General features: G+C 60.6%; 21 protein-coding genes. 7 read left to right on the top strand and 14 right to left on the bottom strand.

From position 1 onward, the window contains the following. Positions 1-205 precede the first annotated feature (205 nt). Together KYE46_RS07115 and KYE46_RS07110 are read left to right on the top strand one after the other, a co-directional pair. Positions 206-394 (top strand): SHOCT domain-containing protein, encoded by a 189-nt coding sequence (locus tag KYE46_RS07115; RefSeq protein ID WP_219004481.1) that lies wholly within the window; start codon positions 206-208, stop codon positions 392-394. Between the two features lie 300 nt (positions 395-694). Continuing rightward, entirely contained in the window at positions 695-1,147 is a 453-nt protein-coding gene (locus KYE46_RS07110; RefSeq protein ID WP_247716941.1) for a sterol desaturase family protein, read from the top strand. Positions 1,148-1,545: 398 nt separating this feature from the next. Here KYE46_RS07110 and KYE46_RS07105 read toward each other — a convergent pair whose 3' ends face one another. The 14 genes from KYE46_RS07105 to KYE46_RS07040 all read right to left on the bottom strand — a co-directional run bounded on the left by KYE46_RS07105 (position 1,546) and on the right by KYE46_RS07040 (position 17,370). Further along, positions 1,546-2,295, bottom strand: a complete 750-nt coding sequence (locus KYE46_RS07105; protein WP_219004479.1) for a replication-relaxation family protein — start codon at positions 2,293-2,295, stop codon at positions 1,546-1,548. Between the two features lie 61 nt (positions 2,296-2,356). Beyond that, the gene (locus tag KYE46_RS07100; protein WP_219004477.1) at positions 2,357-4,363 is read right to left on the bottom strand and encodes a type IV secretory system conjugative DNA transfer family protein; all 2,007 of its coding nucleotides are present in this window, start codon (positions 4,361-4,363) and stop codon (positions 2,357-2,359) included. Beyond that, on the bottom strand, positions 4,353-4,709 hold the full coding sequence (locus tag KYE46_RS07095) for a hypothetical protein (RefSeq protein ID WP_219004475.1): 357 nt from the start codon (positions 4,707-4,709) through the stop codon (positions 4,353-4,355). The genes KYE46_RS07100 and KYE46_RS07095 overlap by 11 nt, the downstream gene beginning before the upstream one ends. Positions 4,710-4,959: 250 nt before the next feature. Further along, positions 4,960-5,322, bottom strand: coding sequence for a hypothetical protein (locus KYE46_RS07090; protein WP_219004473.1), 363 nt, complete (start codon positions 5,320-5,322; stop codon positions 4,960-4,962). A gap of 144 nt (positions 5,323-5,466) precedes the next feature. Continuing rightward, a complete protein-coding gene (locus tag KYE46_RS07085) occupies positions 5,467-5,643 on the bottom strand; it encodes a helix-turn-helix transcriptional regulator (protein ID WP_219004471.1) in 177 nt (58 codons plus the stop codon). Positions 5,644-5,999: 356 nt separating this feature from the next. Continuing rightward, positions 6,000-7,154 (bottom strand): tyrosine-type recombinase/integrase, encoded by a 1,155-nt coding sequence (locus tag KYE46_RS07080; RefSeq protein WP_219004469.1) that lies wholly within the window; start codon positions 7,152-7,154, stop codon positions 6,000-6,002. A gap of 466 nt (positions 7,155-7,620) precedes the next feature. Further along, positions 7,621-8,637 carry an ABC transporter ATP-binding protein gene (locus KYE46_RS07075; protein ID WP_219004467.1) on the bottom strand — a complete coding sequence of 339 codons (1,017 nt, stop codon included), beginning with the start codon at positions 8,635-8,637 and terminating at the stop codon, positions 7,621-7,623. Further along, the gene (locus tag KYE46_RS07070) at positions 8,637-9,896 is read right to left on the bottom strand and encodes an MGH1-like glycoside hydrolase domain-containing protein (RefSeq protein WP_219004465.1); all 1,260 of its coding nucleotides are present in this window, start codon (positions 9,894-9,896) and stop codon (positions 8,637-8,639) included. Before KYE46_RS07070 ends, KYE46_RS07075 begins: the two co-directional genes overlap by 1 nt. Then, positions 9,893-11,107: a carbohydrate ABC transporter permease gene (locus KYE46_RS07065; protein ID WP_219004463.1), complete on the bottom strand. Its 1,215-nt coding sequence runs from the start codon at positions 11,105-11,107 to the stop codon at positions 9,893-9,895. The genes KYE46_RS07070 and KYE46_RS07065 overlap by 4 nt, the downstream gene beginning before the upstream one ends. Then, complete coding sequence (locus KYE46_RS07060; RefSeq protein WP_219004462.1) at positions 11,104-12,348, bottom strand: carbohydrate ABC transporter permease; 1,245 nt, start codon at positions 12,346-12,348, stop codon at positions 11,104-11,106. Before KYE46_RS07060 ends, KYE46_RS07065 begins: the two co-directional genes overlap by 4 nt. Before the next feature lie 85 nt (positions 12,349-12,433). Next, positions 12,434-13,744, bottom strand: a complete 1,311-nt coding sequence (locus tag KYE46_RS07055; RefSeq protein ID WP_428845081.1) for an ABC transporter substrate-binding protein — start codon at positions 13,742-13,744, stop codon at positions 12,434-12,436. An 80-nt stretch (positions 13,745-13,824) separates the two neighbouring features. After that, positions 13,825-14,841 carry a LacI family DNA-binding transcriptional regulator gene (locus KYE46_RS07050; protein WP_247716939.1) on the bottom strand — a complete coding sequence of 339 codons (1,017 nt, stop codon included), beginning with the start codon at positions 14,839-14,841 and terminating at the stop codon, positions 13,825-13,827. Between the two features lie 247 nt (positions 14,842-15,088). Further along, a complete protein-coding gene (locus tag KYE46_RS07045) occupies positions 15,089-15,466 on the bottom strand; it encodes a hypothetical protein (protein ID WP_219004457.1) in 378 nt (125 codons plus the stop codon). Positions 15,467-15,756: 290 nt separating this feature from the next. Continuing rightward, entirely contained in the window at positions 15,757-17,370 is a 1,614-nt protein-coding gene (locus KYE46_RS07040) for an alpha-amylase family glycosyl hydrolase (protein WP_219004455.1), read from the bottom strand. Positions 17,371-17,502: 132 nt separating this feature from the next. On the opposite strand from KYE46_RS07040, the gene glgB reads away from it, so the two are divergent. The 5 genes from glgB to KYE46_RS07015 are packed head-to-tail and all read left to right on the top strand — an operon-like array spanning position 17,503 to position 25,942. After that, positions 17,503-19,530, top strand: coding sequence for a 1,4-alpha-glucan branching protein GlgB (gene glgB, locus KYE46_RS07035; RefSeq protein WP_219004453.1), 2,028 nt, complete (start codon positions 17,503-17,505; stop codon positions 19,528-19,530). Between the two features lie 21 nt (positions 19,531-19,551). Continuing rightward, a complete protein-coding gene (glgC, locus tag KYE46_RS07030; protein WP_219004450.1) occupies positions 19,552-20,820 on the top strand; it encodes a glucose-1-phosphate adenylyltransferase in 1,269 nt (422 codons plus the stop codon). After that, positions 20,817-22,235 carry a glycogen synthase GlgA gene (gene glgA / locus KYE46_RS07025; protein ID WP_219004448.1) on the top strand — a complete coding sequence of 473 codons (1,419 nt, stop codon included), beginning with the start codon at positions 20,817-20,819 and terminating at the stop codon, positions 22,233-22,235. The genes glgC and glgA overlap by 4 nt, the downstream gene beginning before the upstream one ends. Then, positions 22,228-24,321 (top strand): glycogen debranching protein GlgX, encoded by a 2,094-nt coding sequence (gene glgX / locus KYE46_RS07020; RefSeq protein ID WP_219004446.1) that lies wholly within the window; start codon positions 22,228-22,230, stop codon positions 24,319-24,321. The genes glgA and glgX overlap by 8 nt, the downstream gene beginning before the upstream one ends. Beyond that, positions 24,311-25,942 carry an alpha-D-glucose phosphate-specific phosphoglucomutase gene (locus KYE46_RS07015; protein ID WP_219004444.1) on the top strand — a complete coding sequence of 544 codons (1,632 nt, stop codon included), beginning with the start codon at positions 24,311-24,313 and terminating at the stop codon, positions 25,940-25,942. The genes glgX and KYE46_RS07015 overlap by 11 nt, the downstream gene beginning before the upstream one ends. Positions 25,943-25,946: the final 4 nt, after the last annotated feature.

Below are 25,946 nucleotides of genomic sequence, written 5' to 3'. Positions count from 1 at the left end.
TGGCGCGACTAGATGCTATGCAAATGGAGATATGGAATGGACCTAAGGAAAACTGCAATTGTCTCTGGCATTGTGATCGTAGGCGGCTTTGTCGCGGTGTCGGCGACGTCTGCGATTGCGCAGGTTGGGGAAATCCCGGATCGCTACGGCTCCTACGCGCATGGGCACGATGTGGGGTGTCGGTATGGTCCTTGGCCCGATATTCATGATCCTGATCTTGGTCGCGAACGTGGCAGGGATTATTTATCTCTTGCGTTTTTTCGGCGTGGCTGGACCTAGCAGCAATGGTCATGTCGCGCACGACCGAGCCTTGGCGTTTCTCAAGGAACGATACGCCAAGGGCGAGATCGATTCCGAGGAATTTGTCGAACGTAAGAAATTGCTTGCCGAGTAAGGCGCGCCTCGCTCGGCGTCCGTGACCTCGTAATGGCCCCAGACTTGAGGCCGTTGCGGCAATCCTAATACGTGGACTCAGGCCGACCAATCGGCCCGCACTAATTCCACAAGCGAAGGACGCTTCGGGATCTCCAATTGCAAAAAACACTATCCGGGCACTGAAGGGACGAAGTAAGTTCCTGACTTCGACCTCCGCAGCACTTGCGATCGCGGGCGCCCTGTCCCAATCGTTTGCCCGGCTGGCGTCAGCTCAAGGCCAGACACCAGTGACGCGCCTAGAAATGACCTCGCGATTGATTTGACCACGAGCTTGCGCTTCCATCCTTTGGAAATTCTGCTGTCGATGGGGATCAAACTCGCGGTCGCATTGGCTTTGGGCCCTCCCGCCGTTGCCGCGTTGATTTTCGAGGTTCTGTTGAATGCGACGGCGATGTTCAATCACTCCAACATTCGGCTACCGAGGTTTGTGGACCGCTTCTTCCGCTTGATCGTGGTCACGCCAGACATTTACCGCGTCCATCACTCGATCCGACCGGAGGAGACGAATAGCAACTTCGGCTTCAACCTTCCTGGTGGGACAGTTGGTTCGGCACCCACAAGGCGCAGCCGGCAGCGGGGCACGAAGGATGACAATCTGGATCGAGCAGCTCCGGACAAGACGGGACCTCTGACTCGACCGGATGCTCGTTCAGCCGGTCATAGGCCGGCAGGCGGCTATCCAATCAATCGAAAGACAACGAAAAAGCGTTGAGTGCTCGGCATCGCCCAACTTGAATATATGTTCTCAGTCTCTAATGACGCATTTTTTGCCACCGTGAACATTAAAAAATTGGCTAAAATATACAATCGCCTTACCAGACCTCAAAACTCCTTTTCGGCCTTGTCCTTTCCGGCGCATACTTCGGCCCCATAACGCTCACTATGAGACATTACATTCGCATCCAGGGCATGTCAGGTTGAGGCTAGGCTCTCGTTTTGAACTGCTCAGCTTTTCTGTGTAGGAATTCAAAGGGTCTCAGACCTCCATTCGAAAATCCGAATCGCAAATATTTACATTTGTAGCTGTTGCATTATTAGGGCGATGGCTTTCGGGTAGTTGGGCGACAGCTCGAACAACCATGGGAGCAGTAAAGCAAGGTTGTGCAACGCTCAGAGAATGTGGAAATACCGCACAGAGAAATCCTTCTTTCCCAAGCGTTTTGTTAGGCCAGTTGACCGTATGTCTTCGTAACAAAGTGTCTTGCGCAGCATAGACGCGCGACCAAGAGTCAGAGGCCGAACTGGATTGCACCGCTCGACCTCCAAAAAAATCAACTCGGACTTACCGCCAGCTTGGCGGATCCCACACACTCCGTCCGGTATGATGAACGTCTCCAGCCGTTCATGCTTCCCATTAGGAAACGTGTGCTCAATCGTACAGGACATCTTGAGCGGATTAGGCACGGTCACATTGGCCAAGATGGTTTCCGCAGGGATGAACTCATTGCCGGCTGCCGTCACCTCAAGTTCTATCTCAGCCAAGGCATCACAAATCCCCACGCTGTGCGCGAAATGCTTGGGTGGCCCCTCAGAGTGGGTACGGCTTAAGGTCGTCACTTCTGGCACATCCTCAGCTAACCATCGTCTGCCCCGCGCATTGATTTCATAAATGTCTGGCGCGTTGAGGTGGTTAAATCCCTCTACCTGACGATGGGGTTTGTCGATGAGACGGCGGTCGAACAGTTTCCTCAGCGAGTAATTCACAGTCGCTATTGGACGTCCTGTCAATTTTTGAAGCGTAACACTCTTAAGATATCGATACTGAGTCAGTCGGGTCAGGACAGCCTCGTCGGTCGCCGTAAAGCGCCAGGGAGCATGTTTGAGGCCCTTCTCTGGAGTGAGGCGGTGGCGACGCGGCATAGGTCAATTCTAGCGGTGTGAGCCCATCCTGAGAAGGACGGTCAGGATGAGTAGGGCTGACCTACCATGTATCTTCGAACGGCTCCTCAGCCGATTTGTCGGGACCCGAATCGCTCATCGTGAACCCTTCGCCGTCCACATAAGGAGCCACCGCGTATTTCTCTCGCTGATAGGCTTTCAACTCGTCCATATCGTTCCGTTTCGGCAACGCCTCCATCGTGCCCACCGGGAACGTCACTGGGATGGCACGGGAGACAAAGCCCTTCACATAAGTGGCGAACGTCAGCTTCGGTAACTCTTTAATTGCATCAACTGTCACATTCATTTCTGAAGCCATGGCTCGGGCATCTGTTGCCGAAGTTCCACCCGCCATCCGGACAGACGTATTGGCTTGGATCGAGCTCAGCACAGACCGGGGAATTTTCTCGAGATCTTGCGTGGCCATGAACAGGCCGATGTTTTGCTTGCGTGCTTGAGACAGGATCACGCTCACATTCGCATCAAGGTATTCTTGCGCCTCATCCAGATACACGATGCAGGGAACACGCTCGTCTTTGGGTATTAGGGCGCGTTCTGCTGCCGCTTGGGCAATCATAGCAATGAAGAACCGCCCAAAGGCTTTGGTGCCGGTTTCCTTCAACGTGGCCTTTGACGTGTTGATAAGGATGAGTTTGCCCGTGTTCATCTCAGCAAACAGGTCAAACTTGCTTTCCGGGTTGGAAAACATCCGATCAAATATTCGATTTTCCAGGATGAGGTAGAGGCGTCGTATGACCGCTTCGCGCATGCGTTTGAAGCCAGGGTCCTTGAACTGGTTGTCGAAGAAGGACCGAGACACGCCCTCCAATTTCTCGATGTATTGGCGGTAGTCGCCGCCCTCCAGGATATCAAGGAAGGTGTGCAGGGTCGCGCCTGGGATTTCCAACATGAGTCGCGTCACATAACGAAAGATAACGGATTGCTGTCCAGTCAGGCTGGTATCCATAATGGAAGCCAGCACAAACTCGTAGAGCTCCACGATAGAGTTACGCAACTGCTCGCGCTCGAGCGTCGAATAACCCACCAGTCGGTCTCCTCCGGCCGAAAAGAGATTGATGGCCACTGGGAATTCGATGTCTTCCGGGTCGATAAGGACAATTTGCTCTTTCGGGATATTCAGCCGTAAGATGTTATCGATAAGCTCCCGCTGGCTATCAATCACAATCACCGATTTCTGACCCAAACCGGCTAAGTCATGGGCAATGTGATGTTGGATGGTTTGGGTCTTACCGTGGCCAGTGCCCGCCACCATGAATGTGTGCTCGTACCTAAGTGGCTCTGGCACACCAAACGGCACCTTCAATTTAAAGAGCCGCTCCAACGCCGTGTTTTGGAGGTAGGCATGAACCACATCCGGTTTAGTGTATTCGACTGGGTAGACACAGCGAGCCCGGTTGAAATTGAGGTCCAGCGTGCCGCGCAATCCGGCGAACAGATTGTAGTCATTCTCGCGGTAGAAGGGGACAATCGCCTCGGTCACCGCTTCAGGGATATCTCGCAGGCAGAAGGCAACGTCAGCCGTGACATCGCCCTCAATTTCCGGAACCTGCCCCGCTACTGCATCGATCGCGTCCAAAACCATGTCGACGGCCAACCGCACCTTGCGACTGTCTGATTTGTTCTGAGCAATCTTAGCCAAGCTATCGCGGTACCGTGCGCCCTCAATCGAATTACACACCGCAGGCGGCTCCGGCACATCGGGGGTCAGAAGTTCTGACGCCAAGAGCGAATGGGCAATCGGCGCACATTGTACCCGTATCGCTTCTGAATACCGCGCTAAAGCACGGTCCAACTCATGACCTACTGAAACAGACTTGGATTGGCGCAAAACGTCCTCGTAAAGCGAGAGCGTCATCTCCCGGCTTTCTTTCTCACGGCGCGCCGGGTGATGGAACCACGCATAGCCCAAGAGCCCTGCCCCGCCTATTAGCAGAACGTAAGGTGTGAGATAGAGCGCCAACGTAAAAGTCACCGCCAACAAGCCGCAGATAATTACCAGCCCGACGATGCCTTCAATGTCAGATTTCAACGGTCTTGCTCGTCGCCGCCGAGCTGCCTTCTTCGAGATGAACCTTCAACAGCTTGAGCTTATCAACCACCGCTTCTTCGAAGTTTTTTGCATCGACATTGTTCTCAGCCATGAACTCGTATGACCCGTTCAATAAGTTTCGTACGTAGAGATAGTAGATGCGTTCATCGCGGTCTGCGCGGGCGTTGTACGGGACACATTCCAGCAGGACGTATCCACCATATTTCTCGCGTTCGATAAGCGCGCGTTCCTCTTCTGAGAAAGTAACAGAAACTATTACCACCGGATGTGCTGTCTTTCGAAGTATCCCTTTGGTTACCTCGGAATGAGTGAAGTTCACACGCATCACACTCTCCTACTTCCATAAAAGTAGTAATGCGGAAGTCGAGCACTGAGTCAAATACTACTAACATCAATCTTTAGCACCAGGGCACGGAGCTGACCTTTGCTGGCTCCGCAGACCCAATCATCTACTGAAAAGGAGATGAGTCACGAGAAAACAACTACCGGGCAGGAGAAGGTAGGTCACGCTTTGAGGTACTATGAGGACACTTTTCGAACGCTCTAAACTTAGTTGCGGTAACTAACTCGGTCGTTCACTGGGAAACAGGTTTGTACGTCCCTCGATCGCTCTCAACCAGACCGGCTTTCTTAAGAGCCGCGAGAGCGTTTGCTACCGACTGTTGGGTCCGCTTGTCGCTCGCATTCATCGCTTCCATAATGGCAGTTCGAGCGATACCGGTAGGAGAAGCAGCTATCAACGCGCGCACAGCCTCGCGAATCCCTGTCTTACGCGTTGCCCGCGTCTCTGAGCCCGGCGCGAGTAATCGGTACCCGAAACCGAGCTGATTTAGCTCGGTCACCGCGGCCTCGGCCCGCGCCAATGCATCTGTCTTGGCCTTCTGCAGCAGGACTTGCTTGCGCTTTTCAAGCGCAGCCAGTTCTTCAAATACGGACATAATTATCTTCCAGTTAACCGTCGACGTGCACCATGACGCAAACACGTCCCCCTTGGGCACAAAGGCGGTATACCATCGCCAGCAGCAGATGGTAGCAGAAGACCGAAGTAAATGGGGGAAGGCACCACCCCTCCCCCGGCTCCGTCAAGAGCGCGCATTCAAGTGCGAGGTTATCCAGACCTCGATTTCCTCGTCTGACCAAAACACTCGGAAACCAATTTTGACCCGTTGAGGGAACCGCTTGGCGTTCTCCATGCGGTCGATATGAGCAAAGCTAAATCCGACTTTTTCGCGCACCTGCTTCTTGGTAAGAAGTTTCATCACTACACTCCGTATTGGGAGCATCGCGATGCCCGTGAGAATAATCCCAGGGATCGTCACTCTAGAGCGGTACTAGAATTTTGCGAAGTGTTTTTTGTACAATCGGTACGCTCCGAACGCCGCTAGCACCAGCCCAAGCAAAAACATACCAGGTGGCGCAACCCCTCCGGCGTTGACCAATGCAGCTGCCATCACAATCAATCCTACCACCAACCATCCCATATCACTATTCCTTCCCCAGAAAATTATCCTATCAGTACCAATATGGTAGTATCGCGCGCATCGTTTGGGCAAGAACATTATTAGCTAGGTATCTTTAACGGCTATGAGATGCAGAAGCATCCTTCGGGAATAATTTACGCGAAAGGCAGCTTACTAGTCGCGAACGCGCCCCACTTTTCCATAAGCTCGACGCGGCGGCCGAAGAGATCTGAGCGAGCATAGGCCTGCTCGGTCTCATTGCCGGTGGAATGAGACAGCGCCGCTTCAGCAACTTTGTCGCTGACGTCCGTGCACTCACTACACCAATCGCGAAAGGTTGAACGAAAGCCGTGTGGGGTGAAGTCGTCACGTTGCATCCGCTTCAAAAGCGCGAGGAATGCATTCTCGGACTGGGGCTTGCCGCCTTCGGCGCCCTGTTGTGAAAAGTATGGAAAGACTAACTCAGATTCTATCCCCCTCACACGCTCCAGAACAGCGCGAGCGGCGGCCGACAATGGAATACGGTGTTCAACCTCTCGTTTCATCCGCTCCGCGGGTATCTTCCAATCCTCAGATGTGAGCTCCCTCCAGCATGCGAAACGGCACTCCTTCGAACGGGTAGCGGTCAATATCAAGAACTCTAAAGCCCGTGCAGACATGCTATCTCGAGTGTGCAACTCAAGCATGAAATCAGGCAGCTTCTGCCACGGCAATGCCAACCTGTGTGAGACCAGGCGTTTAACTTTGGGCAGAGCTTTCTTCACGCCGTTTACAGGGTTTTCGGAATGGTAGTGTCCAGCACCCTTAGCCCAGTCAAATACCAGCGCGATACGTTGTTTAAGACGGCGCGCGGTGTCAGGTGTCGTTGTCCAAACCGGAGCTAAGATGGCCATTACATCCGCAGTTTCAACGCTATCAATCGGTCGGTCGCCAATGATGGGGAAAACATGATTTTCCATTGAGTTCAGCCAAAGTTGCCCATGCTTGCCGCTACGCCACGTTGGAATGAGACTCTTGTGAACTCTCAGCGTCGCTTCTTTGAAGGTAAGGCTTTCTTGTTTTCGCACCGTATCGGGATTGCCGCCACTACGCGCAATCTTGCGCAGATTTTGAGCCTCTTGCCTCGCCTCAGCGAGTGAGACCAATGCAGCCGAGCCAAGCCCAAGGTCTCGCCGCCTACCATGCACAACAGTTCGCAGCACCCAAGATTTCGCACCAGTCGGTCCGATTAATAGATACAGACCGTTACCATCGCCATACCGTCCCGGCAGTTGAAGACTGGCAACTTTTCGGACAGTAAGTGAAGGCATCTGTCAATCTGCTCCCTCATTGCCAAACGCAGTTTACTCCCACATTTGCTCCCACACAAGAACTGAGATTTCATAACGTTCCCTGAACGGGTATGAGTAGCGTTGTAGAAATTTTTATTTTAGAAACAGTATAATGAGAGAGGCTATGATTTTGCTTGAGAAGTTAGAGTGATAGCCCTACGGGCTGCCACTTCTCCCAACCCTCTGTATTCGCGCCGCAATTACCGGCTAACCCGCTAGTGTCGGTGGCTAACTCGCGATCTATACGGATCCGATCCTAGGGTCCGAATGACTGGCTCTTTCTGAGAACCTTCACGGCTTTCACCACCGCGGCAATTCCGCGCTCAACCGAACGCAGCGCACGTACAGACGTGCGCGATGCGAAGCGAACGGTCGCAACCATTCACCTTTGCAAATATTCATAGATCTCAGCTACTCAGCCGACGTTTTCACACGCCAGCCAGCCTTAACGGACGGCCTGCCCGTCGCTGTCGAAGACGTGCCGGTCGGTCTCGGAAAAGGCCAGACCAACCCGGTCTCCCGGCTTGCAGGGCGCCGCGCCGTTGACGCGCATGGTGATCTGCCCGGCCTCGTTGCATGACAAGATCACATAGGTATCCGCGCCGAGGTATTCGAGGATGTCGACCGTCCCGTCCACGTTGCCCGCGCCGGGCTCGGTCAGGGTGATATGTTCGGGACGAATGCCCAGTGAAACGCCGCCGGGCGGCGTCTCGCCCCCTGTCACGGCACCAATGGGCATCACGTTCATCCGAGGCGAGCCGATGAACTGCGCCACGAAGAGGTTGGCAGGCCGCTCGTAAAGCTCACGCGGGGTGCCGACCTGAGCGATCTTGCCGAATTCCAGGACCACGATCCGGTCCGCCAGGGTCATCGCCTCGATCTGGTCGTGAGTCACGTAGATCATCGTGGATTTCAGGGTCTGGTGCAGCTTGGCGATCTCGTAGCGCATCTCCACCCGCAAGGCCGCGTCGAGATTCGAGAGCGGCTCGTCGAAGAGGAAGGCGGTGGGATCACGCACGATGGAGCGACCAATGGCCACCCGCTGCCGTTGCCCGCCGGAAAGATCCTTGGGGCGACGGTCGAGGTAGCTGTCGAGCTTCAGGACCTCGGCGGCCTCGTTCACCTTCGCCTCGATCTCGGCCTTCGGGAGGCCCGCCGATTTCAGCGGGAAGCCAACGTTGTCGCGCACCGACATATGTGGGTAGAGCGCGTAGCTCTGGAACACCATCGCCAGCCCGCGCTTGTTCGGCGGCTCGGAGGTGGCGTCACGGTCGCCGATCAGGATCTGCCCGCGCGAGGTTTCTTCCAGACCGGCGATCATCCGCAGGAGGGTGGACTTGCCGCAGCCGGAAGGCCCGACGAAGATCACGAACTCGCCCTCGGCAATCTCGAGGTCGACACCCTTGATGACCTGCGCGGTGCCGAACCATTTCTCCACTGATTTCAACGTAATGGATGACATCAGGCCGCTCCTCTCTGACGTTCCGAGGGGCGTCCGGCCCACCCCAACCACACGGCGGCCGTCCAGGTGAAACTGCCGCCGCCTGCCGGCGTGCCCTCGTTGGGATCATAGTATTCCGCAAAGCCGTTGAGCTCCATCAGGCGGGCCGTGTCCTGCCGGATGCGGGCCGCCATCTCGATCTGTCCCTGCTCTTCCATGCCGGAACCCACGAGGTAATTCATGATCGGCCAAACCGGCCCGCGCCAATAGCGCAAGGGCTCGAAACCTTCGGCCTCGGGATCAAAGCTGGCGATGGCGTATTCAGCGGCATCGAGCATGCGCTTGGTGGCCGGCACCGCGCGCGGATCGTTGATGCCGGCGTACCAACATAGCGCGGAGGCATTGGAGCGCACGTTGTTGAACATACCGGTGAGCGCGTCACGGCTGTCGTAGGCGCCGAGTTCGGGATTCCAGAGGGTCTCGGCGCCGATCTCGAGCGTCGTGATCCACTCCGAGATCTCCGAGACATCCTCGCCGAACCGACGCCCCATCGCCAGAAGGTCCCGCTGCGCACGCAGGAGGGTGAACGTCATTGTCGGGTCGGCCACGCGGAACGGATTGATCTCGCGCAGCTTTTCGTGATCCCACCCGACCGAGACGCCGATCTGCACCAGCTTCAGGTAACGGTCGTAGTCGAACTTCGTGGGGCGCATTGCCGGATCGACGTGGGAGGTGTCACGGCGGGTGTATTCGCCCACGTCACTGGCGTCGATCGCCATCATCGCAACGTCCCAGTCCGGTGCATTGTCCCGACCAGCTTCCCAAGGGTGGGTGATGCAGACCGCGCCCTTATCGAGCCGCCATTCCATGAACCACGCGTGCCATTTCTTCAGCTTGCTCCACAGCGCGCGGGCGCGGGGTTCTCCGCTCGGGTCAAGGTCCAGCATCTTGGCCATGAAGCTCGCGGCAACGGGGGGCTGCGAAATTCCTGACGACGGGATCGGCCCCCGCCCCTGCCACACATCTGGCCCGGGAAAATAACCGGCGTCCGGGCGGTGGAACAGGATGTGCGGCACCATGCCGTCCTCCCACTGGCCGGACATCAGCGTTTCCATCTCGGTCCACGCGCGGTCGGGATCGAAGGTGGCAAAGCCCCAGGCGGCGAAGGCGCTGTCCCAGTTCCATTGATAGGGGTAGAGACCATGGGTCGGCAGCGTATAGCCGCCCATGTCGTTCAGCCGCAGGATCGCGCGTGCCTGTTCATCCAGTTCCATAGTCATCCCTTCACTGACCCCGCGGTCAGTCCTTTTGTCATGAACCGCTCCAACCCAAGGAACAGGGCCATGATCGGCACCGTGGCAACGACCGACCCGGCCATCAGGTGTTGGCGCGGAATTTCTGATGAGTTGAGCGAGGCGATCCCCCGCGTCAGGGTGAACCGCGAGGGGTCATCCAGCAGCATGAAGGCGAGCAGGAACTCGTTCCATGCGATCATGAAAATGTAGAGCGACACCGATGCCAGCGCCGGCAGCGACAGCGGCAGGGTGATCTTCCAGATCACCGCAAGCCGCGACAGCCCGTCCATCAGACCCGCCTCCTCGATCTCGGCGGGCAGGCCCCGGAAGTAGCCCTGCAACATGTAGAGCGCCACGGGGATCGTCGTGACCGGGTAGATCATCACGATACCCCAGAGGGAATTCCGCAACCCCGTCATCGAGAAGCCGATGTAGATCGGAAGCGCCAGAACGATCATCGGCACCATGTAGATCAGCAGGATCGACCGCGAAAAGGCGGCCCGCCCCCGGAACCGCAAGCGCGCGACCGCGTAGGCACCGGGAATGGCGAAGGCGAGGGTGATGAACACCGTCAGAACCGAGATGGTGAAGGAGTTGAACAGGTAGGTGCCGAAGTTGAACTGGGTAAACAGCTCGTCATAGGAACGAAACAGCGCCCATCCCTGCGAGAGATCGATGGAGAAATCGAGCGGGTTCTGCATCAACTCGGCCTGATTTTTCAGGCTGGTCATCACCATGACGTAGAAGGGGATGAGGACGATGGCGGTGAAGAAGATGTAGCCGAAACCGGTCAGAAAGCGGATCACGGCGCCTTCGAATTCGTGCCGTGTCAGCCCGCCCGTGGGCAGATCGTTCAAGATGAGGACGCTGGACCAGACGAAGGACAGCGCAAGAAGAATTGCCGCGACGCTGGCGGAGAAGGCAGAGGCCTCGACACCTACCAAAAGCGGCCCGAGCCCGAGCAGACAGGCCGCAGCGATTGCGACGGCCACCAACACGGCGCCAATACGACCGCCGAGGTCGCGACCCAGAATGACCCCGGCGCTGCCGCCCCAGATAAGCGACAGGAGGATATGGGGACGGAACGGGTCTCCGGTGGCAAAGCTCATCACGATGGCGATGGTGGTCGAAAGGACGACCATCCAGAGCGCACCGAGAATCGCGCTCGTCACGGCGTTGTGGCGCAGCATCTTCATAGCCCTTCCTCCTGGCTGATGTACTTGAGGAACAGGATCGAGAAGAGCAGCAGGCAACAGAAGATCACGACCGCCACGGCGGCCCCTGCCCCGATGTTGGAAATCGCAAAGGCCTGCTCGTAGACGTTCACCGTCAGTGTCCGGGTGCCGGCGTTACCGCCGGTCAGCAGGAAGATGTCGTCGAACTTGTTGAACGTCCAGATGAAGCGCAGCAGGAACAACACGCTGAGGATGCCCAGAAGTTGCGGCACCGAGAGGTACCAGAATTGCTGGAACGGCGAGGCGCCATCCATGTCGGCGGCCTCGTACATGTCGGAATCGATGCTCTGCATCCGCGCGAGAATGAAAAGGAACGACAGCGGGAAATAGCGCCAGACCTCGAAAATCGTCACCATGATCAGCGCAAGCGGACGCTCGCCGAAGAAATTGATCGACTGGTCGGTAATGCCCATCTGGATCAACAGCGCATTGGCCGAGCCCGAGAACGGATCGAAAAGGATAAGCCAGGCGAAGGCCACGGCGATGACGGGGGCGACGTAGGGAAAGAGGTAGAGCCCACGCAGGATACCCTGCCCCTTGAAGGATTTGTTCAGAAGCAGCGCCGCGAACAGTCCCACGAGAAGCGCTCCGACAGTGCCGAAAACGGTGTAGAAAAGCGTCACCCAGAGCACTTCGAAAAACTCCTCGCCAGAAAAGATGCGAGTGAAGTTCTCGAAGGTGAACGTCGCGTCGGTCAACACGCTCGAGGCGCTTCCGGTGGTCTCGACCGGGCTGTCTTGCGGCCGCAGGTCATTGTCCAGATAGGCCTGCTCGATGGTGACGGGGATCAGGAGCGTGTCACGAAAGCCCGCCTCCCACTCGCCGAAGGTGCAGCTCAGTGCGCGGCCATCGAGGGCGCAACGGGGATCAAGCTCCTGCACCGCAAGCCCCTCGGGGATCGTGTCGGTGAGCGACACGCCGGAAATAGGTCGATCCTGACTGGAGTTGCGCAGCCGATAACGAATATTGGCCGCGTCCCCGACGGCCTCGGTATCACCGCGGATATCCTCACGGGCGATGACTTCAGGTGCGCGCAGATCGCTGAGGCCGACAGGTTTGACGGAAATCCAGAAGATCGCGAGGAGCGGCAGGATCACGACAAGCGCGACCGCGGTGATCGTGGGCAGCAAGAGTTGCCACGCCAGGCGCGCCTCGCGCCGGGCGAGCGGTCCGGTTCCGGTGGGGGGGGAAGCCTGCGCCATGGAGAGCGATCCAACAGGTTGAAAAACGGGGAAAATACGTGCGGAGGGTCGGGGCGCCCCAAGGGGCACCCCGTTTGGTCTTCGCTTACTGAACCGACGCGATTGCTTCGTTCAGGGCGGCCACGGTCTCGGCCGCGTCGCGCTCACCGTCGAGGTATTCGCGCACGAGGCGGTTGATCACCTGGCTGTTGATGATCGCAGAGGCCGCGGAAAGCTGGCCCTCGGCCACGCCCCACCGTTGCGCGACGTCCAGCCCCCCCACGATCTCGTCAATCATCGACGCCTCGTAGAGATCGCCAAGGGGCGCGCGGCGGTCGATGCCCACGTCAAGGGTGGCCCAGAGGTCGACATACTCGGTCGGGTTCTCGGCCGTGCCACGACGCACGGGGAATTTGCCCTCAGGCGCGATGGCGAGCGTGGCGCCGTAGCCCTCACCCATGGAGTATTCGACAAACTCCATCGCCGCATCGGTCGCCGCGTCGGCCGTGATGCCAAAGTAGCGAACGTCACCCCAGGCCGCGCCGTCAGGATTGGAGGGACCCGAGAAGTTGGTCACGATGCCGGTGGCCGCCGCCAGATCGCGGGTGGTCGGATCGTCGTTGATGGTGGGCGGGGCGCTGTCACGCAGGCCGGCAAGCTCATCAAGGATGAAAGGCGACCAGATGATCATCGCGGCGTTGCCCGAGAAATAAAGCGTGCGCGACTGGTCCCAGTAGAGATCGCCGGGAGGCGAGGCCTCCGCGATGGCACGGTAGAATTCCAACACCTCGATGGTTGCAGCTTCATCAAGCGGCTGCACGCCATCGGGACCGACAGGTGAGACGCCGTTGGCCAGGAACACATGCTCCAGCACCTGGCTCATGAAGTTCTCGTCCACCTTGGTGGCGGCAACAAAGCCGTACATCTCGGGCGGATTGTGCAGGGCTTCGACGGCGGCCAGCACGTTGGCATAGGAGGTCGGCGGCTCCAGCCCGTTCTCCTCGAACAGGTCCGCACGGTAGACGAGCATCTGCGTCCAGCCATCGACCGGGACCGAGGCGTAGCCGCCGTCCACCGCTGCCATTTCCAGAGCGCCAGACGCAAAGGTATCCTCGCCGAGTGCTTCAATCACGTCGGTCGCGGCATCGGTGTCGAGAATGCCGGCTTCGGTCCATGGGGCCGCGTATTGCAGCGTGTGATAGATCACGTCCGGCAAATCGCCAGCCGCGAAAGCTGCGGTAGCCCGTGTGCCAAGATCACTCTCGGTGACCGGAATGACTTCGACGCTGTGGCCGGTTGCCGCCTCGAAATCCGCAGCCATGGCTTCCTGACGCGCAAGGCGTTCGGGCTGCTCTTCCGTCGTCCAGAAGCGCAGTTCCTCGGCCTGAACCGCGCTCGCGCCCAGGGCGAGCGCCATTGCGGCGCCGGCCTTCAGTGTAGTTCTTAATGACAGTTTCATCATCTTCCTCCCTTTTAGAATTTCTTTGATAGGTGGTCTCATCTTTCCGCCCGTGGCCCGGTGGAGCCGCGATCCAGAAAGGTTGCCAGTTCCGTCTGGCGCAGGGCCGACGGGTCTTCTCCGCGCATACGTCGGATCAGCAAAGCGGCGAGCTTTTGCCCCGCCGCCCCGTTGTCGACGGCAAAAGTCGTCAACGGCGGTTCTGCGTGGGCACCCTCCTGAATGCCGTCATAGCCGATGATCGACAGATCATGGCCAACCCGCAGCCCGCGCTTCTCGGCCGCGCGGTAAGCACCCAAAGCGGCTTGGTCGACGGCGCAGACGATCGCGGTCGGCGGCGCGTCCAGATCGAGAAGCACTGCAGCAGAGGCTTCGCCCTCGCGCAGGGTGACCGCATCGGCGCCGATCAAATCGGGCGCTTCGGGCAAGCCCACGTCGCTGAGGCCCTTCCGAAAACCCTCGAGCCGCAACCGCGCATAATTATAGATCGCTCCGCCGCCGACAAAGCCGATCCGCCGGTGCCCGAGCGCCGCGAGATGAGCCACCGCTTGTGCCATCGCGTCCTCGCCCCGGATATCGAACCAGCAACTCGCCGGCGAGTTATCCTGCCGGCCGTAGAGCACGAAAGGCACGCCTTCCTGCGCCAGAAACGCCGCGCGAGGGTCCTTGACCATGGCGCGCGGCAGGATGAAGCCATCGGCCTTCCCGTCGCGCAGAAGCGCTTTGAAGCTTTCGATGACGTCTCGGTCGGTATCGGCCGAAGCGACGGTAAGCGTGTAGCCCTCGACGCTGGCGGCGACAGAGACCCCGGCGAGGAATTCGGCCAGAAACGGGCGATGGGCGTCGTGATCGGAAAGTTGGAGCACCAGCCCCAGGGAACGCGTGCGACCCGTCTTGACGGCCTGCGCATAACTCAGCGGCTGATAATTCATTTCGGCTGCGATCCGCTTTACCCGCAGACGCGTTGTCTCGGAGATGTCGGGATAACCGTTGAGCGCCCGCGACACGGTGGACTTCGTCAAGCCAAGCGCGTCAGCCACGTCCCGAATTGTCACGCGACGCGTGTCGGACCTCTCTGGAATAGTCGTAGCATCCAAGTTCAAAGTCGCCTCCCGAGCACCAAGCTGAGTACCGAAACCGGTTTCGGCAAGAGGTTTTTTGGTTCTGCATCTTGCTGGAGAAATCAAGCGGCGTGGTGGACGGAATTTGTAGACGGCAATGGGAGGGACATAGAAAAAACAGCGCAGGGCCGAGGCACCTGCGCTGTTGGAAGCTATGAAAATCTGTTGCGCGGTCGGCCGGCTATTCGGCGGGATGCGTGACCCCGACCGGACCCACGCCATGCCGCAGCACGGTGTAGACGAAGATCGCCATGGTCAGGATCGCCAGTAGGGACCCGATCTGGGCCAGGCCCTCGCCCTGCTCCGTAATCGCCATGGCAATTCCCGGCGTGAGAACCAGAACCGTCACCACTGTCAGCGCGAAATGTATGCCACCGATCCGGCTGACCGCCGCGGCGGGCGTCAGCGCGTAATAGGCGCCGAAGACCGACATGGCGACGAAGCCGATCAGATTGAGGTGACCATGGGCGGGTGACAGGGTGTGGTCATGGGTGGCCGACATCTGGACGCCCCAGGCCATCCCGATGAGTGCAAATATCGCTCCGACTGCGAAGAACATCTTTGGAAGGTTTCTCAATGTCTCGTCTCCAATTTCTTGGCCCGGCGCGTAATTCCGATGCGCAGTGCAACGTGTCGGACGGGGCGTGGCGTCTGCCTGCACCCTTCGAGAAAGGCGGCCCGGCCCGACAGGTTGAACACCGCACGCTCTGCACGCGGGCAGGAAGCGACAGTGTCGCAGCCAAAGGCTAGGACACCCCGGTTCATCAACAAAATCGTATTTCCTTATCCGCCCAATCGCTCAGGCGGATTGCGGGGCGCGCCGGTCAGACGCCCCGCCCCATCGCGAAATCACGCGGTGCGAAGGCTCAGTGCCCCGGCCTCTTCGAGATAGGCAAAGCCGTTGCCGGGCAGCGAAAGCACGCCGCCTTCCAGCGTCGCAGCCGCCGCGCCGGTCATGCGCGCGTTGACTTCCACCGTCAGCGTCATCGGCTCGGGCGAGAGGTTGAACACGCAGGTCAGGGCCTCGTCCGTCCCCCGGCGGAACGCCAGAAGCGGCTCGGGCAGGTTGAGGAACTCGGTCGCCCCATGGCGCAGCGCCGGGCTGGCTTTGCGGAAGGCGATGGCGTCCTTGTAGAAGGCGAGGATACTGCCCTCCCCCTGTTGATCGACGGCCCGCGAGATCTGCGGCGGCTTCACCGGTAACCAGGGCACACCGTCGGTGAAACCTGCGTTCGGCGCATCGGCCTCCCACACCATTGGCGTGCGGCAGCCGTCGCGGCCCTTCACGCCGGGCCAGAAGCGGATGGCGGGCGGGTCGGTCAGCTCATGGTACTCCATGACCGTTTCCAACTGGCCCAATTCCTCGCCCTGATAGATGCCGATGGTGCCCTCGAAGGCCATCAGCATGGCGCAGGTCATGCGCGCCATGGCGTCGTGGCTGGTTGCATATTCCTCCCAGCGGCTGACGTGACGGGGCACATCATGGTTGGAGAAGGACCAATAGGGATGCCCGTCCGGCGCCCCCTGCTGGAAACCCTCGATACAATCGCGGAAATGTTCGGCGGTGAAATCGGGACCAAGCATGGCGAAGCTGTAGGCCATGTGCAGACGGTCGCTGCCCTTGGTGTATTCGCCCATGATCTCGATCGAGCGGCGGCCCATCTCTCCCACTTCGCCGACCATCATGATGTCATCATATTGATCGGTCAGAGCGCGCAGGCGCTCGAGGAAGGCGACGTTCTCGGGGCGGGTCTTGTTGTAGATATTGTCCTGCATCCCGTAGAGATCGGTCGCCATGACCTGCGGCCGGGTCTGGGCGGGCGGGTTCGAGCGGAGCTGCTTGTCGTGGACGTAGTAGTTCACCGTATCGAGCCGGAACCCGTCCAGCCCCCGGTCCAGCCAGAATTTCGCCGTCTCGAGGATCGCATCCTGCACGGCCGGATTGTGGAAGTTCAGATCCGGCTGCGAGGCGAGGAAGTTGTGCAGGTAATACTGCCCCCGCTGCGGGTCGAACTCCCAGGCCGGGCCGCCGAAATGGCTGTGCCAGTTGGTCGGGGGAGAGCCATCGGGCAGCGGGTCAGCCCAGACATACCAATCGGCGAAATCATTGGTGCGATCCTTGCGCGAGGCTTTGAACCACGCGTGCTGATCGGAGGTATGGGACAGAACCTGATCGGTGATGACCTTCAGACCGAGGTCGTGGGCGGTGAGAATCAGGCGGTCGAAATCCTCCAGCGTGCCGAAAAGAGGATCGACGGCCAGATAATCGGACACGTCATAGCCCATGTCGGCCTGCGGGCTCTGGAAGATCGGGGACAGCCAGATGCAGTCCGCGCCGAGCTCGGCCACATGCGGCAGACGCCGCGTGATACCTGCAAGATCGCCCACACCATCGCCGGTGCTGTCCTGATAAGATCTTGGGTAAATTTGATAAATTACGGCGTCGCGCCACCATTCAGACATCGGCCGCCCCCCTAAGGCGAAGTTTTTTCTGGTGTGAAGCGTGATGTCGGCCCAAGCTGAACACGTTGCACAAGTTACACAGGCAGCGAACAAAGTCGCTTGTGGTTCGTTTAACGGAATGACAGAGCGGCAATGTTAGCGCTACCAAAATTCGGCGCAGACACCGTAAACGAGGCGAAAACCGTGGCGAAAAAGACATCCTCTGGCTCTTCAAGGCCAACCGCGAAAAAGTCCGGCAAGGCTGCGCCCGAGGTGCAAGCGGATGACAGCGCAGGGCGACGTCCCGCGATTACGGACTTTGACAAGTATCTGCTCGGCGAAGGCACCCACCGCCAGTTGTGGCGCGTATTGGGCGCGCATGTCAGCGCTGAGGGCACGCATTTCGCGGTCTGGGCGCCGAATGCCCGCGCCGTCTCCGTGATTGGCGACTTCAACGATTGGGATCCGTCCCGCGCCCCCATGGCTCAGGTGGGCAGCAACGGCATCTGGGAAGTGACGATCGATGGCGTCGGCGAGGGCGCGCTTTACAAATACCATCTGATCGACGCGCAGGGCGCGACCCGCCTGAAGGCGGACCCGGTCGGCTTCGGCTCTCAGCATCCGCCGGAGCAGGCCTCGATCGTGCGCGACATCGATGGCTACGGTTGGCGCGACAGCGCGTGGATGGAGACCCGGGCAGAGGCCGCGGATCGCCGCGCGCCGGTGTCGATCTACGAGGTTCACCTCGGCTCATGGCGGCGCAAGTACGACGATGGCGGCCGCCCCCTCTCCTACAAGGAACTGGCGCAAGACCTCGTGGGCTACGTCAAATACATGGGCTTCACCCATATCGAGTTGATGCCGGTGTCCGAATATCCCTTCGATGGCTCTTGGGGCTACCAACCCGTCGGCCTCTATGCGCCGACGATCCGCTTCGGCCCGCCCCACGAGTTTCGCGATTTCATCGACGCGGCCCATGCCGAAGGCCTTGGCGTGCTGCTCGACTGGGTGCCGGGCCATTTTCCGACCGACGAGCACGGGCTGGCGACCTTCGATGGCACCCATCTTTACGAGCACGCCGACCCGAAGGAGGGTTTCCATCAGGACTGGAACACCCTGATCTACAACTACGGCCGCACCGAGGTGCGCAATTACCTCGTCGCCAATGCGCTCTACTGGATGGAGGAATATCACCTCGACGGGCTGCGCGTGGATGCGGTGGCCTCGATGCTCTACCGCGATTACTCGCGCAACGAGGGGGAGTGGATCCCGAACCAGGACGGCGGCCGCGAGAATTACGAGGCGATCTCCTTCCTGAAAGAGATGAACATCGCCGTCTACGGGGCCGATGCCAGCGTCATGACCGTGGCCGAGGAAAGCACGTCCTTTCCCGGCGTCTCGCAGCCGGTCCACACCGGCGGGCTCGGCTTCGGCTACAAGTGGAACATGGGCTGGATGAACGACACCCTCTCCTACATGGAGATGGACCCGATCTATCGCCAACACCACCACGACGAGATGACCCGCCCGATCATGTGGCAGTTCACCGAGAATTTCATCCTGCCGATCAGCCATGACGAAGTGGTGCACGGAAAGGGGTCGATGCTCGAGAAGATGCCGGGTTCGTTGGACGAGAAATTCGCCAACCTGCGCGCCTACTACGGCTACATGTGGATGCATCCGGGCAAGAAGCTGATGTTCATGGGCTGCGAGTTCGCGCAGCCCGAGGAATGGAGCCACGATGGCGACCTGAACTGGGACGCCGCCAGCCAGCCGGCCCATGGCGGGGTGCAGACGTTGGTCCGCGACCTCAACAAGCTCTACCGCGAGACCCCCGCCCTGCACGTGGGCGATTGCGTGCCGGAGGGTTTCGCATGGATCTGCAACGACCCGGCACAATCGACCCTCGGCTTCGTGCGCTACGGCGACGCGGGCGACGCGCCTGTCGTTGTCATGTGCAATTTCACGCCGGTCGAACGCACGGATTTCCGTATTGGCGTCCCGGCGGAGGGCGTCTGGGAAGAGGTGCTCAACACCGATTCCGAGCTCTACGGGGGCGGCAACCGGGGCAACCTCGGCGCCGTGACCGCGCAACCCACGGCCTGCGACGGGCACGACCAGTCGGTCACCCTGACCCTGCCACCACTTTCAACGGTCGTTCTGCGGCTAAAGGCTAACTGACAAGTTCGGGGAGGAACTTAGATGGAAACCAAACGACTGACACAACGCTCGATGGTCTTCGTGCTCGCGGGGGGACGGGGAAGCCGCCTGAAGGAGCTGACGGACCGACGGGTGAAGCCCGCCGTGCCCTTCGGCGGCAAGGCGCGGATCATCGACTTCGCCCTGTCGAATGCCCTCAATTCCGGCATTCGGAAGATGGCCATCGCCACGCAGTACAAGGCGCACAGCCTGATCCGGCACCTGCAGCGGGGCTGGAACTTCTTCCGCGCCGAGCGCAACGAATTCCTCGACATCCTGCCCGCCTCGCAGCGCACCGGCACCGATGCATGGTACGCGGGCACAGCCGATGCCGTGACGCAAAACATTGATATCGTTGACAGTTACGATGTGGACTACGTGATCATTCTTGCCGGCGATCACATCTACAAGATGGACTACGAGATCATGCTGCGCGAGCATGTCGAAAGCGGCGCCGATGTCACCGTGGGCTGCCTGACCGTGCCGCGCGAAGAAGCCTCGGCCTTCGGGGTCATGGCCACCGACGACACCGGGCGCATCACCTCTTTCCTCGAGAAGCCCGCCGATCCTCCCGCCATGCCCGACGACCCCGACAGCGCCCTGGCCTCCATGGGGATCTACGTCTTCAAGTGGTCCTTCCTGCGCAACCTGCTGGAGGTCGACGCGCTGGATGCCGACTCGAGCCACGACTTCGGGCACGACCTGATCCCCGGTATCGTGGAGAACGGCAAGGCCATGTCGCACCGTTACGACCGCAGCTGCGTCCGGGCCGAAGGCGCGCCGGTCTACTGGAAGGACGTCGGCACCGTCGATGCCTTCTGGGAGGCGCACATCGACCTGACCAATTTCACCCCTGACCTTGATCTCTGGGACCGGAACTGGCCGATCTGGACCTATTCCGAGAGTGTCCCACCCGCCAAGTTCATCCACGATGAACGCGACCGGCGTGGCCTCGCGGTGTCCTCCATGGTTGCGGGCGGCTGCATCATCTCGGGCACCGAGGTCCGCAACTCCTGCCTCTTCACCAATGTGCACACCAACTCCTACGCCGTGCTCGACCACGCCGTTGTGCTGCCCAACGTGGTGGTGAACCGCTCCGCGCGGTTGAGCCATGTGGTCATCGATTCCGGTGTGGAAATCCCCGAAGGCCTTGTCGTCGGCGAAGATCACGCCGAGGATTCCAAGTGGTTCCGCGTCACCGAACGGGGCATCACGCTGATCACGCAGGAGATGCTCGACAAGCGGGCCGAAGCCGGGGGAGCCGTCAAGTGACACGGGTTCTTTCCGTCGCATCGGAGTGCGCGCCGCTGGTGAAAACCGGCGGTCTGGCGGATGTTGTGGGGGCGTTGCCCGGCGCCATGGCGGCGCTCGGGGACGAGTTGCGCACCCTGATCCCCGGCTACAGCGCGGTGCCGATCGGCGGCCGCGTCGTGGCCAAGTTCGACGATCTCTTCGGCGGCCCGGCCACGGTGGAGGCGATGGATCACGCCGGGCTGGACCTGCTGATCCTGCGGGCCGAGCATCTTTTCGATAGGTCCGGCGGGCTCTACATCGATGCCTTCGGCGCGGACTGGCCCGACAACCCGCAACGCTTCGCGGCGCTCTCCTATGCCGCCGCCCACATCGCGGCCAACGGCCTTGGCGACTGGCAGCCAGACCTAATCCATGGGCACGATTGGCAAGCGGGCCTTGTGCCGGAATATCTGGCCCAGATGGGCTGCGACACGCCCTTCATCCTGACCGTTCACAACGTGGCTTTTCACGGCAATACCGACGCCGAAGCGATGGAGTCCCTCCGCCTCGATCCGGCGCGTTTCCATGCGCATCACTATGAATTCTGGGGACAAATCTCGGCGCTGAAGGCCGGACTGATGGGTGCCGCGCAGATCACCACCGTGTCTCAGACCTACGCGGAAGAACTGATGACGCCGCATTTCGGCATGGGCATGGATGGCGTGCTGCGTCACCGGCGGCATGACCTGACCGGCATCGTGAACGGCATCGACACCGAGGTCTGGGATCCCGCCACCGACCCCGAGATCAAGCCCTACACGACCCTCAAGGGCAAGGCCGCCAACAAGGCCGCGCTGCAGGCGGAGTTCGAGCTTCCCAAGGCCCCCGGCCCGCTCGGGGTGCTGGTCTCGCGGCTTACCGATCAGAAGGGCATCGACCTCCTGCTCGACTCGCTGCACGTGTTGCTGGAGCGCGGCGGACAGCTGGCCGTCCTCGGCTCTGGTGACCCGTCGCTCGAGGTCGCCCTGCTGGAACGTGCCGATCGTGAGCCGAACCTTGCGGTGAAGATCGGCTATGACGAGGCGCTGTCTCACCGGATGATGGCGGGGGGCGACAGCATCCTCGTGCCTTCCCGGTTCGAGCCTTGCGGGCTGACGCAGCTCTACGGCCTGCGTTACGGCACGATCCCCCTCGTCGCGCTGACCGGGGGGCTTGCGGACACCGTCATCAACGCCTCCCCCGCCGCGCTGGCGCGGAAGGTAGCCACGGGCGTGCAATTCTCTCCGATCACCGCCGAGGCGCTGGCCAATGCTTTCGGCCGCCTTTGCGACCTTTATGCCGACCGAAAGGTCTGGACCGCCCTTCAGCGCAACGCCATGAAGCAGCCAGTCGGGTGGGATACCTCTGCCCTCGCTTATCACAAGCTCTACGAGGCAACCGCAAGCAATGCTTGAAAATTACGCGATCGAGGCAGGCGCTCCCAATCCCTTGGGGGCGACCTTCGACGGAAACGGTGTGAACTTCGCCGTCTTCTCCCGCCATGCCACGCAGGTCACCCTGTGCCTGTTCGACGAGGCCGGCCATGAAACGCACCTCATCGCCATGCCCGAGCGCGACGGCCATGTCTGGCACGGCTACATCCCCGGCATGGGACCGGGCCAGCAGTACGGCTACCGCGTCCACGGCCCGTACGAGCCCGAAGAGGGCCACCGTTTCAACCCGTTCAAGCTGTTGATGGACCCCTACGCCAAGCGGCTTACGGGGCAGCCGAAGTGGAATGACGCGCTCTATGGCTACATTCAGGGCGAAGATGACCTGACCTTCGACACCCGCGACAGCGCACCCTTCATGCCGCGCTCTATCGTGACGGACCCGACCTTCAGTTGGGGCGAGGATGCCGCCCCGCGCATCCCGATGCACAAGGCGGTCTTCTACGAGGCGCACGTCAAAGGCCTCACCGCGACCCATCCGAAGGTGGAGCGTCCCGGCACCTACAGCGCCATGGCCTCGCCCGCGATGCTCGACCATCTGACCGATCTGGGCGTGACCTCGGTGGAATTGCTGCCGGTCCAGGCCTTCATCGACGATCCGTTTCTCGTGGAGCGGGGCCTGCGGAACTACTGGGGCTACATGACCTACGGCTTCTTCGCGCCCGAGCCGCGTTACATGTCGAACGGATCGATTGCCGAGTTCCAGCAGATGGTCGCCCGCTACCACTCTGCCGGCATCGAGGTGATCCTCGACGTGGTCTACAACCACACCGCCGAGGGGTCGGAACTGGGCCCGACCCTCAATTTCCGCGGTCTCGACAACGCAAGCTACTACCGGCTGGCCGAGGACAAACGGTATTACATCAACGACGCGGGTTGCGGCAATTCGTTGAATTTCGACAACCCCTTCACGCTGCGCATGGTCATGGATTCCCTGCGTTACTGGGTTGAGGTGATGCACGTCGACGGCTTCCGGTTCGATTTGTGCAGCTCGCTTGGGCGCACCGACGGGGTCTTCAAGCGCGACGGGCCATTCTTCCGCGCGATCCGGCAGGATCCTGTCCTGAACCGCGTGAAGCTGATCGCGGAGCCTTGGGACCTCGGGCCGGACGGCTACCAGCTCGGCGCTTATCAGGCGCCCTTCGGCGAATGGAACGACAAGTTTCGCGACGATACCCGCCAGTTCTGGCGCGGCGATGATGGCATGGTGTCGGCCATGGCCGCCCGCCTGACAGGCTCTGCGATGTTCTTCGACCACGACGGACGCGCGCCCACGGCCTCGGTCAATTTCATCACCGCCCATGACGGCTTCACCCTGCGCGATCTTGTCAGCTACCGCGAGAAGCACAACGAGGCCAACGGCGAAGAAAACCGCGATGGCCACTCCAACAACCACTCCGACAACTTCGGCGTGGAGGGGGAGACGGACGACCCCGAGATCCGCGCCAAACGCAGCCGCCGGATGCGTAACCTGCTTGCCACGCTGATGCTGTCGCAAGGCACGCCGCTGATGCTGGCGGGAGACGAGATCGGCAATACGCAGGGCGGCAACAACAACACCTATTGTCAGGACAGCGAGATCGGCTGGATCGATTGGGCCAACCGAGACGATGATCTCTTCGCCTTCTGCAAGGCCGCCATCGCTTTTCGCAAGGCGCACCCGGTGCTGCGCCAGCGTCGCTTCCTGCACTCCAAGGCGCGCCACATCGATGGCGAACCGGACCTGTTCTGGCGTCGCGTCGACGGCGCGCCGATGACGCAGGAGGATTGGGACAATCCCGACCTCAAGATCATCACCGCCGAGATGCGCATGGCCTCGGGCTCTCCGGCCTATATCTCGCGCGAACCCGCCCTGCTGATCGTACTCAACGTCGGGGATGCCACGGACCTCACGCTGCCGCCGGCCCCGGAAGGTCTGACCTGGATGCGCTGTTTCGATACCGCGCAGGACGAGGTTATCGTGTGCAAATCCGACACCCACATCGTCGCCCAAAGCGTCGTTGTGTTCGAGCTCCACCCCCACCCGGAAGGAACATCCCATGCAGCATGACACTGTCGCCACACAGCCCATCGCGGGTCAGCAGCCCGGCACCAGCGGATTGCGCAAGAAGACCCGGGTGTTCATGGAGCCGCACTATCTGGAGAACTACGTCCAGTCGATCATCGACGGGATCGGCGGCGTCGCCGGCAAGACCCTCGTCGTCGGCGGTGACGGGCGCTATTTCAACGACCGTGCGATCCAGGTGATCCTGCGGATGCTGGCCGCCAACGGCGCGTCCGGGGCAATCGTGGGCCAGGGCGGCGTTCTCTCGACCCCCGCCGCCTCGCACCTGATCCGCAAGCGCGGCACGGCGGGGGGCTTCATCCTCTCGGCCAGCCACAACCCCGGCGGCATCGACGCGGACTTCGGCCTGAAGTTCAACGGCCCCAACGGCGGCCCGGCCTCTGAGGCCGTGAACGCGAAGATCGTCGAGGCCACGAAGACCATCAGCGCCTACAAGATCGTGACGGCCGAGGATGCGGACCTCGGAACCATCGGCACATCGTCGCTCGGCGAGATGTCTGTCGAGATCGTTGATCCGGTCAGCGATTACGCCGCGCTGATGGAGGAGCTTTTCGACTTCGACAAGATCCGCACGCTCTTCGCCTCGGGCTTCCGGATGCGTTTCGACGCGATGCACGCCGTCACCGGCCCCTACGCCAAGGCCATCCTCGAAGACCGCCTCGGTGCGGCTGAGGGCACGGTCATCAACGGCACCCCCTCCCCTGATTTCGGCGGCGGCCACCCGGACCCGAACCCGGTCTGGGCGAAGGAGCTGATGGACGAGATGTACGGCGACAACGCCCCCGATTTCGGCGCCGCTTCGGACGGCGACGGCGACCGCAACATGATCGTCGGCCCGCATCAATACGTCACCCCCTCCGACAGCCTCGCGGTGCTCGCCGCCCACGCCCACCGCGCGCCGGCCTATGCCAAGGGCCTCGCCGGGGTCGCGCGCTCGATGCCGACCTCTGCCGCCGTGGACCGGGTCGCCGCCGCGCAGGGCATCGAATGTTTCGAGACGCCCACCGGCTGGAAATTCTTCGGCAACCTGCTGGACGCGGGCCGCGTGACGCTCTGTGGCGAGGAGAGTGCCGGCACCGGCTCGGACCACGTGCGCGAGAAGGACGGGCTCTGGGCGGTGCTGCTCTGGCTCAACATCCTCGCCGAAAGCGGCCAGTCCGTGGCCGAGATCATGGAGGCGCTCTGGCGTGATTACGGGCGCTGCTACTACTCGCGCTACGATTATGAGGACGTCGAGACGGAGAAGGCCCATGCCGTCATGGATGGCCTGCGCGCGCGGCTCGATACGTTGCCGGGCACCGAGGTGGGCGATCTGACCGTGAATTTCGCCGACGAATTCGCCTACGACGATCCGGTGGACGGCGCGCGCGCCACGGGCCAGGGCATCCGCATCGGTTTCGAAGGGGGCGCCCGCGCCGTCTTCCGCCTCTCGGGGACCGGCACGCAAGGGGCCACGATCCGGCTCTACCTGGAGCGGTTGGAGACCGCGCCCGACGCGCTGGCGCAAGCCCCGCAGGAGGCTCTGCGCCCGGTAGTTGAGGCGGCATTAACGATTTCCGAGCTAAAAGAGTTGACCGGACGGAAAGAACCTGACGTCATAACCTGAGCCG

This window comes from Gymnodinialimonas ceratoperidinii (assembly GCF_019297855.1).
Lineage (GTDB): Bacteria > Pseudomonadota > Alphaproteobacteria > Rhodobacterales > Rhodobacteraceae > Gymnodinialimonas > Gymnodinialimonas ceratoperidinii.
This window is presented reverse-complemented; position numbering and strand designations above follow the sequence as displayed.